The organism is Paenibacillus sp. XP01 (genome assembly GCF_057364885.1).
This window is the reverse complement of sequence record NZ_CP139481.1, coordinates 6,261,349-6,276,136: the sequence shown is the minus strand read 5'-3', so window position 1 is coordinate 6,276,136 and position 14,788 is coordinate 6,261,349. Positions and strand designations below refer to the sequence as shown.

Sequence of the window (14,788 nt, the reverse complement as noted above, 5' to 3'; positions counted from 1 at the left end):
ACCCTCAACGCAAACAGGAAACGAATACCACAATATTGCCGAACAATTCGGGCAGCCTGCGTAACTTTTCGGGCCCAAAGCAGTCTATTACTAGTAGAGTATGCTAGGAATCCGATCGTTTGGCTGCCTTTCGGCAGCCGGATCCGGAATGCCTAAGTTTGATATACAAGATGGGAGAGTCGTTTCAAACATGCTGGGGAAACACGGGAAACTACGGAAAGACGTGAAGGGCAGCAGAACGAAAAAATGGATGATCGTCACGCTCGCAGGCGTGATCTGGATTACTCCCGTATTGGGCGCGGGATCGCAGGTATGGTCCGGCACTTCGTGGCGGTCGGTGGCTGCCGCGGCGGCAACGAACACAAGCAAGCTTAGCGAGGAAATTCTGACATCAGGGGCAAAACTGATCAAATATCAATATACTACGACGCGTTCAGGACAAAAGGTGAATGTGCTGGCTGATGTCGTGCAGGTGGATTTGCAGAACCCATACGTGAAGCTGGATGTCATGACCGGCAAAGGCGGCAATCTGAACAGCAAACAAAGCACGGGCGGCATGGCCAAGGAAAACGAAGCGGTAGCTGCCGTGAACGGCGATTATTTCAACGTCTCGGGCGAACTCGCGCCGATTGGCGGACAGGTGTCTGATGGCGTAATCGTGTCGACGCCTTCGGAGCTTTCGGGCATGTATGCCCTCACGGTGACCAAGGACGGCAAACCGATGATCGACGAATATTCCTTTGAAGGCATTGTAACGGCGGATGATGGTTCAACGTTCCCGCTTCGTGGTATTAATAAGGAAGATTATACGGTGGAAACGGATTCCGTCAAATACAGCCATGCCAACTCCATGTATATTTATACACCGGCTTGGACTTCAACCAAACGTCCAAACGATCCTTCGACCACGCCAACCGAAGTGCTTGTGCAGAACGGGGTTATTACCCAAATTTCGGATAAGGCTGCCCTCAATATGACCGTTCCTGAAGATGGGTACATTCTGCGTGCACATGGCACGGCTGCGGCGTGGATCATGAACCATCTGGCTGTTGGCCAGAAGCTGGGAACGGATTACAAGCTGAAGACCAAAATAACGGGACAGACGGTCGACCCATCCGATTTGCAAACGATGATCGGCGGTCATACCATTCTGGTTAACGGTGGGAAGGCGGCGTCTTTTTCGCGTGATATCGCAGCTTCCGGCATTGGAGGCATTCGGGCGAGAACGGCGGTTGGTTACTCTCAGGACGGACGTTATGTTTACATCGTGGCCGCGGAGAAAAACAGCAACAGCAGCGGCATGTCGTTAACGGAGCTCCAGTCGTTCATGACCAACATCGGCGTCTGGAAAGGAATGAATCTGGACGGCGGCGGTTCAACGACGATGGTAACCCGGCCACTTGGAGAGGAAACGGCCAGCCTGACCTTTAATACGGAATATGGGACGGAGCAGCGTCAAGTCGTGAATTCCCTGGGTGTGTTCTCTACAGCGCCGGAAGGCAAGCTGAAGGGCTTTGCGATCAGTGGTGCCAAAACGCTTTTGGTCGGCCAGGAAGGGAAGTATACCTCCAAAGGATATGACACCTACTACAACCCGATTGATATGGGCAACGTTACCCTGTCCTGGAAATCCAGCAACAACGGCATCGTGAGCGTAAGCAATGGCGCGGTCAAAGGCGTGAAGCCGGGTACGGCGACATTGACGGCCACAAGCAACGGCGTTTCTTCCTCGGTTAAAGTGACGGTGCTGGGCAGCAGCGAGCTGGCTTCGCTGACGGCAGGATCGGGCATGGGCTCGCTGAAAGCCGGCGCAACCGTTTCGATTCCGGTAACGGCCAAAACGAAGGACGGACAAAGCGTAACGGTTCCGGCGGATTCGCTGAAATGGGAATTCATCGGCTTCAAAGGCAAAGTGTCCGGGGACCAGCTTACGGTATCTTCCGTGGATTCCGGAGCACAGGTCGGATATGCCATCGGGCGGTATGACGGGTTCAGCACGGTAGTTGTGCTTACGGCGGCAGACAGCCAAACGATATGGGAAAATTTCGAGAACGTGAATTACCCGATCAGTTTCACGACCAATGCGGCAGGAGTGACCGGTTCTGCGACGGTAGCGGCGGGAACGGGGGACAAAGCAGGTTCCAAAGTGCTGCAATTAAGCTATGACATGACGGCTGGAACCGGCAAAATGTATGCATACGCACAGCTTAACGGTACGACGGGCAAAGAAATATCCGCTGCAGCCACATCCATGTCGATGGACGTTATGGGCGACAAGAGTCTGAACTGGATGCGTGCCGAGTTCACCGATGCAAACGGCAATACGGTATACGCGGATATCGCCAAAGCGATTGATTGGACCGGTTGGAAAACGGTAAACGTTGATCTGAACAGCCTGAATATCGCTTATCCGGCCAAACTGAAACGCGTCTATGTCGTAAACGTGGAAGAGGGGCAGGATGAACGTGCAAAAACAGGAACGGTTGCCTTCGATAACATCGCGTTTACGATGCCATCCAAATCGAGCGAGGTCGGTTTGCCGACAGGCACGGCATCCCTGGTGCTGGGGCAAAAATCGATGACGGTAAACGGCACGAAAAAAACGATTGATGCCGCACCCGTGCTGAAAAACGGCACAACCTACGTACCGATCAAACATGTGCTCGACGCTTTTGGCGGTCAGGCGGGCTGGGATAGCAAAAACCAGCGCATTACCGTGATCCGCGGCGGAAAATTGATCGACCTTGTGGTCGGGCAGAAAGAATTCGTTTTGAACGGAAAACGACAGAGCGCAGCGGTTGCGCCTTACGTAAGTGGAGGTAGGACTTTAGTCCCTCTTCGACTCGTATCCGAGCAGCTTGGATTGACCGTAAAATGGGAACAGAACACGAAGACCGTTACCATCTCATCGTGATATGGTATGATATATACCGGAAACGATAGAAATGGAGTCGAATTAACGTGGATTTACAAGCCGATGCCATAGATCGCGTCATCAAAAACGCCATACAAGTCATGGAAAACAGCAAATATCAGATGTTCGAAATTATGGACTCCACGCGCGAGGAGCTGAAGACGCTCAACGATGAGCTGAAGTCCGTGCTGAAGGAAGCGGCGGAAACGATCGAAAAGGTCGATCAATTGGAGTTGAACTACCGCCGCTCCCGCATTCGTTTGACCGAGGTCAGCCGCGACTTCGTCCGTTATTCCGAGCATGATATCAAGCAGGCCTACGAGAAGGCCACGCAGCTGCAGCTGGATTTGATGATTTACCGTGAGAAGGAAATGTATCTGAAGGCTCGTCGGGACGATCTGCAGAAGCGCGCCAAAAACGTGGAGGCTTCTGTGGAGCGTGCCGAGACGATCGGTTCTCAGATGGGGGTTGTGCTGGAGTACCTGTCTGGCGAACTAGGTCAAGTGACACGCATCATTGAGTCCGCCAAAAACCGACAAATGATCGGCTTGAAAATCATTTTGGCCCAGGAAGAAGAGCGAAAACGCATTGCCCGCGAGATTCATGACGGCCCTGCGCAGATGCTTGCCAATCTAGTGCTTAGGACGGAAATTGTAGAAAGAATGCTCACCAAGCAGGATTTTAAGATGGTCCAGGCCGAAATAGTAGACTTGAAAGGCCAGGTCCGCTCAAGTCTTGAAGAGATGAGAAAAGTGATATTCAATTTGCGTCCTATGGCACTGGATGATCTTGGTCTGATCCCCACGCTTCGGAAATACGTGCAGGATTTTGAGGAAAAAACGAAAATCCGCGCGCTTTTTGAAACAAGGGGAAAGGAACATCGCTTGTCTTCTGCAATGGAGGCAGCCATTTACCGCCTCGTGCAGGAGGGATTGTCCAATGCCGCAAAGCATGCTTATCCCACTTATGTTGTAGTGGAAATTACATACCAGGCTCAGCTCGTCAAAATTGTCGTTCAAGACAATGGGCTTGGGTTTAAACCGGAGCTTCTCGCCAAGAAGAGCAAGGAGCACAACCATTTCGGTTTGATTGGGATGAAAGAGCGGGTTGAGCTACTGGAAGGCAGAATAGAAATTGAATCCGCGGAGAATCAGGGAACCAAAATCGTGATTCATATTCCGACAAACGTGGATAAGGGAAAGGAGTAGCATGATGGAAAACCGTGATACTGGAAACGCACCGATTAAGGTTCTGCTCGCTGATGATCATCAGCTGTTCCGCGAAGGACTGAAACGCATTTTGAATATGGAGGACGACATTGAGGTCATCGGCGAATGCGGCGACGGCATCCAGGTGCTTGAGTTCTGCAATCAGGACAAACCGGATATCGTATTGATGGACATCAATATGCCGGTGGAGAACGGGGTAGAGGCGACCGAGAAATTGCGCGAGCTGTTCCCGGACGTCAAAGTCATCATTTTGTCCATTCACGATGACGAGAGTTACGTGTTCGAGACGCTGCGCAAAGGCGCGAACGGATATTTGCTGAAAGACATGGAGGCCGAATCTCTGATCAATGCGATTCGTTCCGTGCATGAAGGGCATGCGTTCATTCATCCGAAGGTCACCGGCAAGCTGATCATGCAGCTGCGCCGCATGACATATTTGAATGAGACGGGAGCCATGAGCGAAGGGGTGTCGAAGGAGGCGGGCGTGAAGTTCGTTGCAGGCGACAACAATCCGCTGACGCGTCGCGAGGCTGAGGTACTGCGCCTGATGGCTGAAGGCAAGAGCAACAAAATGATCGGGGAGTTCTTGTTCATCAGCGAAAAAACGGTGAAAAACCATGTCAGCAGCATTCTGCAAAAAATGGAAGTGGATGACCGTACACAGGCTGTTATCAACTCTATTAAGTATGGCTGGGTTACGCTGTAATCGCCGAAGGAGCAAGGGGAATTGCAGCCAACGAAATCATATACGGATTATGGATCACTCGCGCCTGTTCAAAATGTTGAACCGGTATGCGGGTTAATGGACTTTAATCCTGCAAATGAACAAAGTGCAGGGACGTGCAGAACGAATGTTCATAGCAAGGCGATAAACCTGCAGCAAGTGTAACCCTTTCGAAAGTGCGGCATATACTGTCGTATACAGGGATGTTCGCCACGGGTGAACATGACCTTTCGAGGAGGTGCAGTTGCCATGGTTGCTCATCTGACTATGATTCTGCTCATCTACTTCCTGGCGGCAATGGCGGTTCATGTCATGCATCACCGTCATCTGTCCCATCCGCAATCCGAAGGCATCGAGCAAATCGTGCTCATTCCTTCCAATCAGGTACAACGGATCGAAGGTATTGTACGGACGCTTTGCCGGGAGCTTTTTTATCGTGGAAAGAGCTTTACGATGACAGTCATTGCTGAACGCAGGGAAGCGGAGACGGTTCGCATTATAGAGAAACTGATGTTGAGGCAGGGGATGGAGCTGTCGGTGTTGCCGGCTGTTCCGGCAGATTTGGATTTGTCCAAACAACAAGGGAGCTCAGCGTATCGCCTGATTGACCTCCGTGATCCTGCGCAGTGAATGATTGGATTACGTCGTCATGTGGGCAAAACCCACGTATGGATGCCATAAATCCACAAGCGAAGATTACAGCATGCAGCTGTAGTCTTTTTTTGTCATTGTAGTCAATTCTGCTATTAAAGTTATAATGGATTTTTTTGCAATCTATGGTTGTATATTGGTTCATAGGTGAGGAGAGCACATACGTCACTTGTTCGTACCTGGAATTCTTAATTTAAAAGTATAGACGAAGCGAACGGGGAAAAGTTTCGCGTGTTTCGAGAAACTTTTCCCAAGTTGGACACATCGAGAAATGAGAACGGACGAGGTGACCACTTTCGCTTAGAAATGGACGGAGTGTGGATGGAGTCTGGGAATTCTTTGGTTATTGAGACGATTCCTGAAGGGGACTCCATGACGCATGTGCAAAAGGCTGGTCTTACAACAAGTTGATGAACGAATGGTTCTTGTGGAAAACGAATATCCACGATATATTTAGAGGACAAGCTAATCAAAAATAGATTATCCAGTGGACATGAAGCACATGCTCCCGACATTTTGTCGGGCGGTATGTGCTTTTTTTGGTTCCTGTTTGGGGAGATTCGAGTGCTACAGGGAGGAGAGAGAGTATGAAAGTTGCGCTATATGTCGTCCGTTTAGACGAAGGATGGGTCATGAAGCTGTCGCTGGATATTCGGGTCGATGCGGCCTGGTGGGTGGAAGACAGGAGCGGGAAGGCGGCGTTGCGGTGGGTTTTGCTGGATGGCGCGCTCGCGATGAGTCAAGCCTCTTGGCTGGTGAACGGATTCGAAGCGGAGCGGGGCATGGACCAGTGGGAAAGAAAGCATTGGCAGCAGTATATGCGGCGCAGACTGCTGCAGTATGAGGAGGCTTCGGGCGAACGCGAAGCCGATGGAGGCCGCCCGGCGAGTTTCTGGGCGGCAGAGGGTGCGGGCGGGATGCCGGAGCCGTATCCCGCCACCGCCTGGGCTCAGCTTGGGCAGGATGCTGCCCTGCTGGCCGAGCGGTTTCGCGGCCGCCAACTGCTGGCGGCCGAGGCAGAGGCGCTGCTGGCGGACACCGTCCCGCCGCTGGCCTCTGCCTGGCGCGCGGCTGCGCAGCTCGCGCACCTGCACGGGCGGCTGCAGCTCGCTGCCGCCCTGGAGCTTGCCACGCGCCGCCGTGCCGCGTGGCTGCCCCGCGCGCGAAGCGCGCCCCGCTGCCGCCGCTGCGGCAGCGTTGCCAGGCAGCGCGTGCCCTGCGCTGCCTGCGGGCTGGCGGCGTGCGCCTACTGCGAGGCATGCCTCGCGCTCGGGCGCAGCCGGGCTTGTGCGCTGCTGCTGCGCAGCGCAGCGCCTGCGGCCGTGCATGGCACGGCCGGTGGTGCCACCGGGGGCGGGCTCGCCCGGTGGGGGCTTAGCGCAGCGCAGAGCGAGGCGGCTGCCGCGGCGCTGGCGTTTTTGGGCCGGCCGCCCGCAGGAGGCCGGCCGGGGCGGTTCTTGCTCTGGGCCGTGACCGGGGCCGGCAAGACCGAAATGATATTCCCGCTCCTGCAGCATGTCGTGGAGCGGGGAGGGAGAGCGCTCGTGGCAACGCCGCGCAGGGACGTCGTGCTCGAACTGGCGCCACGGATCGCCAAAGCGTTCCCGCATGCTACGCTCGCCACGCTGTATGGCGGCAGCACCGAGCGTTGGAAAGACGCACAGCTGACCCTTGCCACCACTCACCAGCTCATGCGGTTTTACCAGGCGTTTGACCTGGTTGTGATTGATGAGCTCGATGCGTTTCCATATCACGGAGATCCTATGCTCGCACATGCCGCGGCGGCGTCCTGCAAACCGGGAGGACACTTTGTCTACTTATCGGCTACGCCGCCTGCCGGCATGCAAAGAGAAGTGGCTCGGGGCAAACTGGAGCATGCCCGAGTACCGGTACGTTTTCATCGCCATCCGCTGCCGGTGCCATTACTGCTGAAGTTACCCACCGTGGCGGAGTGCATCCGCAAACGCGATCTTCCCGCTTCCCTGCAAAACCAAATCCGGATCTCCCTTAAACGCGGCGCGCAAGTTTTCGTTTTCGTAACGCGCATTGCGCAGATCGAACCGTTTGTGTCTCTGCTTCGCCGCCGCTTTCCGCATGTTCGGGTCGAGGGCACCTCTTCCCAGGACGCCGAACGGGGCAGCAAAGTCGTCGCCTTTCGGGAACGCGACATCCGGCTGCTCGTCACAACGACCATTTTGGAGCGCGGCGTGACCATTCCGCGGAGCGACGTATTCATTTTGGATGCAGACAACGGCTTGTTCGATGAGGCGTCATTGGTACAAATGGCCGGACGGGCAGGGCGCTCGCTGGACGATCCGGCAGGCAAGGTCGTGTTTGCTTCTCCCAAACGGACGCGCTCCCAGGTCAAAGCCGTGGCTCAAATCCGCAAAATGAACGCGATCGCCCGCCGCAAAGGGTATCTGAACACACCGGAATCCCAATAAATCGTAAACTGAGGTGTCTAGCCATCATGTTCAATGGGTTCGAAGAAGTATCCGGCCAACTGCGCAGGCTCGCTCGCCTGCTGCATCAATTGCTCGCCCCGCCGGGAGAAACCTGTCTGACTTGCGGCACCAGAGCGAGGTTGTCGGCGGATTATCCCGGCATCTGCTTCCGCTGCACACAGCAAATTCCGTGGATTCGTTCAATCCGCTGTTTGCGATGCGGCCGGGGCATTGGCTGCCCCGATTGCCTTCGCCCGCATATGCGGGTGCGCTCGTTTGTCTGCAACCGCAGTGCCGTGCAATACAATGCTTTGATGAAGGAATGGATCGGCATGTACAAATTCCGGGGGCATGGGCGGTACGGCCCGCTTCTGACGGCCATGGTGGTACAAGCTTTCCGGGCGATGAGCGAGGAGATGAATGCGGCTGTGGCAAAAGAGATCCCCGCTTTGGCGGCACAACCTGCCGCTTCTGCACGGTTGCGGGTGGATGACGCTCCCCATCCACCTGTCCCGCCCGCGTCCATGGCCGCGGGCGTCTACCCTTCGGCAGCGACCCGCAGACACGGGTCGCTGCTGCGCAAACCGTTGCCGCCATGGCGGCCGGACGCCGTGACCTATGTTCCGGTCAGCGGGGAACGCCTCGCCGAGCGCGGCTTCAACCAGGCGGAGCGGCTGGCGGCAGGCCTTGCCGCCGCGCACCGTATGCCGCTCGTTGACCTGCTAAGCCGCCCGGTCAACACCGCCAAACAGAGCTTCAAGTCTCGCGCGGAGCGGATCGAGACGATGCAGCATGCCTTTGCCCTGCAGCCGGATGCGATGCAGCTGTTGGCCGATTTAGGGCGCCGCCAGCGTTCTGAAGATCCCATACCTTCACAAACGCCGCTCCGCTTGCTGCTGGTGGACGATATCTATACAACAGGCAGCACGCTGGATGCTTGCAGCGAAGTCATCCTGAAGGCTGCGCGGGAAGCCGGCATTTTGACAGAGGTGTATACACTTACGTTAGCAAGATCTTAATTTTCAATAATGAGATGCGTAAAATTCGTTTGAAACATGCTGAATTTTGGATGGTTTAATATTAATCCATATCATATGCAAACATGTTGTTTGCTGAATTTACCGGTTTTATAAAAAACAATAAATAACCCCCATGTTAAAAGGAGGAATTAGGTTCACGGCATAGAATACATATTGCTGCCGTTTCCAGAATCGGCCATATCCCGGAGGTGGCACAATATATCTTTTGAAGGGGAGAACGATGGTGGTACCAGGAAAACAAAAAAGCCGTTTATATTTGTGGGCCGTCCGAATGCTGGTTTTAACGTTGGTATTCGGGCAACTTGGCTTGTATGGAGGGGAGGTTGCGCAGGCTGCAGCGGTTGGTGGGGGAACGATTGTTTCGGCTAGCAACGATTACCGTTACGTCATGACAAAGGACGGCGGTAAATTGCAGGTGAACCAGAAGGACATCAGTTTAAGTTGGGTAAGGTCCTACAATATTTCTACTACAGGATACTCTTTTACCCGCAGACAATCCGTTCTTGGAAATGTGGATTATATCACGAAGGTTCAGTTCGGATCCTACAACTCCAACTATGCGGGACAGATAGATCATGCATTTTTCGTTGATTTTAGCCGGATCTATGAGACTTATTCCGAAATGACGTATAGACAATCCGGCATGAACGTTGGTCAGTGGACCATTACTAATGATGATGTGTTGGGGCTGCCGACACCGACTTATGTATATGACTACCACGTGAGTCCATTAACGCTTGTAGTTAATGCAGATACCGGAGAAGTCGTAGATTTCTACTCCAAGTTGAACCCATACTATACAAAAAAGGCGGAATACGCTAATCCTGATTTAGAAGGTGGAAGCCCGACTCCTTTCGAACAGATTCCTGCGGCTCCATCTAATCTCAGCGCGACTAAAAACGAATCAGCGATTATGCTGTCATGGGATCATGTGCAGCAGGCTTTTCAATACGAGATCGAAGAGGACGGCGTGATTAAGGGCCCGTTTTACGGTACAACGTTTACGAGCGATGCGCTTGCGCCGAATACGAGCCATACGTACAGGGTCCGGGCTCTGAATCCTTTGGGTACGAGCGATTGGAGCAGTGTATATGAGGTCAAAACACTCTTGGCCAAACCGATATTGTCATCAAGTTCAGAAGAAGGAAAAAACACGATACAATGGACAGCCGTAGACAACGCTGATCGGTATCAATTGGTTGTTGATGGCGGAGAAGCCATTAATTTAGGAAATGTAACCTCCTATGTACACGAGGGTCTGGAAGCTAATTCGAGTCATACATATTCGGTCAAAGCCCTTTCGTCGGACAATGAGAGTGAGTGGAGCAGCACGATCACCCAGTTGGTTGTCCCTAATTCGGCAAATGGTTTGAAAACAACCGACGTGGCATGGAACAAAATTTCGATATCCTGGGATGCGATTAAAGGTGCTACCGGATATGATCTTGAGATTGATGGGGTAATCACTCCGGTAACGGGTACGACCTATACAAAGACGGGTCTTGGTGCAAATACAGAGCACACCTTCCGGATCAGATCCAAAAATGCAGGTGGGGCAGGCAAATGGACGGAAATGTTGAATGTAACAACGCAACTGAGTACTCCAGTCATTCAAACGAGTCCTTCGCAAGAAGAAGTCATGTTGGCGTGGCCCGCAGTTGACGGCGCGACGAAATATGAAGTAGAGGCCGATGGCATGGTTGTGGGCACAGTGACCGAGCCAACCTATACACACAGCAGTTTGCTGCCAGGAACGGCACACAAATACCGCGTGCGTGCGCTGAATGATACCAACACAAGTGCGTGGACCGCAGTCCTGACACAAAACACTGTCCCAGGAGCAGTAAGCGGCCTGGCGATCAACTCCACAACAAACGTGGCGATCGCGCTGAAATGGACAGCCGTCACCGGAGCAACAGGTTATGATCTCGAAATCGATGGCACCGTAGTGCCTGTGACGGGCGTAGCATATACGAAGAGTGGTCTTGCCGCCAATACGGAGCATACCTTCCGTATCCGCTCGAAGAACGCAGCAGGTCCGGGCGCATGGAGTGAACCGATTAGTGCGACTACGTTACTGAATACACCGGTGTTGAAAGCGACATCGGAAGAAACGAAGGTAACCCTTACGTGGGCAGAGATAGCCGATGCCACAACATACGAAGTAGAAGCGGATGGCGTGGTTGTCGGCACAGTGGACGAGCCCACTTACACACATAGCAATTTATTGCCGGGAACGGCACATAAATACCGGGTGCGTGCGTTGACAGATACCAACACCAGTGCATGGACCGCAGTCCTGACACAAAACACTGTCCCAGGAGCAGTAAGCGGCCTGGCGATCAACTCCACAACAAACGTGGCGATCGCGCTGAAATGGACAGCCGTCACCGGAGCAACAGGTTATGATCTCGAAATCGATGGCACGGTGGTGCCAGTGACGGGCGTAGCGTATACGAAGAGCGGCCTGGTTGCCAATACGGAGCATACTTTCCGTATCCGTTCGAAGAACGCAGCAGGCGTTGGCGCATGGAGTCAACCGATTAGCGCGACTACGTTACTGAATACACCGGTATTGAAAGCAGCATCGGAAGAAACGAAGGTAACCCTGACGTGGGCAGAGATTGCCGATGCCACAACATATGAAGTAGAAGCGGACGGCGTGGTTGTCGGCACAGTGACCGAGCCAACCTATACGCATAGCAGTTTGCTGCCGGGAACGGCACACAAATACCGGGTGCGTGCGTTGACCGATACCAACACCAGTGCATGGACCGCAGTCCTGGCACAAAACACTGTCCCAGGAGCAGTAAGCGGCCTGGCGATCAACTCCACAACAAACGTAGCGATTGCCCTAAAATGGGCAGCCGTAACCGGAGCAACGGGCTATGACCTGGAGATTGATGGCAACGTAGTACCAGTGACGGGCGTAGCATATACGAAGAGCGGTCTTGCCGCCAATACGGAGCATACCTTCCGCATTCGTTCGAAGAACGCAGCAGGCGTGGGCGCATGGAGTGAACCGATTAGTGCAACTACGCTGCTGAATACGCCAGTGTTGAAAGCAGCATCGGAAGAAACGAAGGTAACCCTGACGTGGGCAGAGATTGACGGCGCGACGAAATATGAAGTGGAGGCCGATGGCGTGGTTGTCGGCACAGTGACGGAGCCAACCTATACGCATAGCAGTTTGCTGCCGGGAACGGCACATAAATACCGGGTGCGTGCGCTGACCGAGACAAACACCAGTGCATGGACAGCAGTCCTGACGCAAAACACCGTGCCAGGTGCAGTGAGCGGCTTGGCGGTCAACTCCACAACAAACGTTGCAATTGCGCTAAAATGGACAGCCGTAACCGGAGCAACAGGTTATGATCTCGAAATCGACGGCACGGTGGTACCTGTGACGGGCGTAGCGTATACGAAGAGCGGATTGGTTGCCAATACGGAGCATACCTTCCGTATCCGTTCGAAGAACGCAGCAGGCGTGGGCGCATGGAGTGAACCGATTAGTGCAACTACGCTGTTGAATACACCAGTGTTGAAAGCGACATCGGAAGAAACGAAGGTAACTCTGACGTGGGCAGAGATTGATGGTGCGACGAAATATGAAGTAGAAGCAGATGGCGTGGTTGTCGGCACAGTGACCGAGCCAACGTACGTGCACATCAGTTTACTACCGGGAACGGCACATAAATATCGCGTGCGTGCGCTGACCGAGAGCAACACAAGTGCGTGGACAGCAGTCTTGACACAGAACACGGTGCCTGGTGCAGTAAGCGGCCTGGCGATCAACTCCACAACAAACATTGCAATTGCGCTGAAATGGACAGCCGTCACCGGAGCAACAGGTTATGACCTGGAAATCGACGGCACGGTAGTGCCTGTGACAGGCGTAGCATATACGAAGAGCGGTCTTGCCGCCAATACGGAGCACACCTTCCGCATTCGTTCGAAGAACGCAGCAGGTCCGGGCGCATGGAGCGAACCGATTAATGCGACTACACTGCTGAACACGCCGGTATTGAAAGCAACATCGGAAGAAACGAAGGTAACCCTGTCGTGGGCAGAGATTGCCGATGCCACAACATATGAAGTAGAAGCGGACGGCGTGGTTGTCGGCACAGTGGACGAGCCCATTTACACGCATAGCAGTTTGCTGCCGGGAACGGCACATAAATACCGGGTGCGCGCTTTGACCGATACGAACACAAGTGCATGGACACCAGTTTTAACGCAAAACACCGTTCCAGGTGCAGTGAGCGGCTTGGCGATCAATACAACAACAAACGTAGCGATTGCCCTAAAATGGGCAGCCGTAACCGGAGCAACGGGCTATGACCTGGAGATTGATGGCACCGTAGTACCAGTGACGGGCGTAGCATATACGAAGAGTGGTCTGGTTGCCAATACGGAGCATACCTTCCGTATCCGCTCGAAGAACGCAGCAGGTCCGGGCGCATGGAGCGAACCGATTAATGCGACTACACTGCTGAACACGCCGGTATTGAAAGCAACATCGGAAGAAACGAAGGTAACCCTGTCGTGGGCAGAGATTGCCGATGCCACAACATACGAAATAGAGGCAGATGGCGTGGTTGTAGGCACAGTGGACGAGCCCAATTACACGCATAGCAGTTTATTGCCGGGAACGGCACATAAATATCGCGTGCGTGCGCTGACCGAGAGCAACACCAGTGCGTGGACAGCAGTCCTGACACAAAACACGCTTCCTGGTGCAGTAAGCGGTCTGGCGATCAATACAACAACAAACGTGGCGATTGCGCTGAAATGGACAGCCGTAACCGGTGCAACAGGTTATGACCTGGAAATCGACGGAACGGTAGTACCAGTGACGGGCGTAGCATATACGAAGAGCGGTCTTGCCGCCAATACGGAGCATACCTTCCGCATTCGTTCGAAGAACGCAGCAGGCGTGGGCGCATGGAGTGAACCGATTAGTGCAACTACGCTGCTGAATACGCCAGTGTTGAAAGCAGCATCGGAAGAAACGAAGGTAACCCTGACGTGGGCAGAGATTGACGGCGCGACGAAATATGAAGTGGAGGCCGATGGCGTGGTTGTCGGCACAGTGACGGAGCCAACCTATACGCATAGCAGTTTGCTGCCGGGAACGGCACATAAATATCGTGTGCGTGCGTTGACTGATACCAACACAAGTGCATGGACAGCTGTTCTGACACAGAACACCGTGCCAGGTGCAGTGAGCGGCTTGGCGATCAATACAACGACAAACGTTGCGATAGCGCTGAAATGGACAGCCGTCACCGGTGCAACAGGTTATGATCTCGAAATCGACGGCACGGTGGTGCCAGTGACGGGCGTAGCGTATACGAAGAGCGGCCTGGTTGCCAATACAGAGCATACCTTCCGTATTCGTTCGAAGAACGCAGCAGGCGTGGGCGCGTGGAGTGACTTGATCAGCGGCATGACGCTATTAGGTACACCGGTATTGAAAGGCACAGCAGACAGCACCGCTATTGCATTGGGCTGGGAGCCGGTAGCAGGCGCCACGTTTTACGAGATTGAAGCGGATGGGCAAGTCGTTGGAACAACAAGTGATCCCCAATGGATTCATGCAGATCTACTTCCTGCCAGTCAGCACAAATACCGGATCAGAGCCGTTAGTGAACAAAACTCAAGTGCATGGTCTGCAGTTTTAACGATCAAAGCGTTAAATTAGTAATCCAACAAGAGGGACAGTTTGCGTATATATGCATTCTGTTTCTCTATTTTTTGTAAATGTCCTATGGCTTCAAGACAGA

The 14,788-nt window shown here is 53.6% G+C and carries 7 protein-coding genes; all 7 read left to right on the top strand.

The features are described 5' to 3' along the window. Window positions 1–190 precede the first annotated feature (190 nt). The 7 genes from SNR34_RS28360 to SNR34_RS28330 all read left to right on the top strand — a co-directional run bounded on the left by SNR34_RS28360 (window position 191) and on the right by SNR34_RS28330 (window position 14,706). Window positions 191–2,914 (top strand): stalk domain-containing protein, encoded by a 2,724-nt coding sequence (locus SNR34_RS28360; RefSeq protein WP_339274945.1) that lies wholly within the window; start codon window positions 191–193, stop codon window positions 2,912–2,914. Window positions 2,915–2,961: 47 nt separating this feature from the next. Then, window positions 2,962–4,122, top strand: coding sequence for a sensor histidine kinase (locus SNR34_RS28355; RefSeq protein ID WP_236420941.1), 1,161 nt, complete (start codon window positions 2,962–2,964; stop codon window positions 4,120–4,122). 4 nt (window positions 4,123–4,126) lie between these two features. Next, entirely contained in the window at window positions 4,127–4,849 is a 723-nt protein-coding gene (locus SNR34_RS28350) for a response regulator transcription factor (RefSeq protein WP_236420949.1), read from the top strand. 267 nt (window positions 4,850–5,116) lie between these two features. Next, window positions 5,117–5,497 carry a hypothetical protein gene (locus tag SNR34_RS28345; RefSeq protein ID WP_236420940.1) on the top strand — a complete coding sequence of 127 codons (381 nt, stop codon included), beginning with the start codon at window positions 5,117–5,119 and terminating at the stop codon, window positions 5,495–5,497. 608 nt (window positions 5,498–6,105) lie between these two features. Then, complete coding sequence (locus SNR34_RS28340; protein ID WP_486180679.1) at window positions 6,106–7,962, top strand: helicase-related protein; 1,857 nt, start codon at window positions 6,106–6,108, stop codon at window positions 7,960–7,962. A 26-nt stretch (window positions 7,963–7,988) separates the two neighbouring features. After that, window positions 7,989–8,981 carry a ComFC family protein gene (locus SNR34_RS28335; RefSeq protein WP_486180678.1) on the top strand — a complete coding sequence of 331 codons (993 nt, stop codon included), beginning with the start codon at window positions 7,989–7,991 and terminating at the stop codon, window positions 8,979–8,981. A gap of 241 nt (window positions 8,982–9,222) precedes the next feature. Then, on the top strand, window positions 9,223–14,706 hold the full coding sequence (locus SNR34_RS28330; RefSeq protein WP_486180677.1) for a fibronectin type III domain-containing protein: 5,484 nt from the start codon (window positions 9,223–9,225) through the stop codon (window positions 14,704–14,706). The last annotated feature ends 82 nt before the right edge of the window (window positions 14,707–14,788 follow it).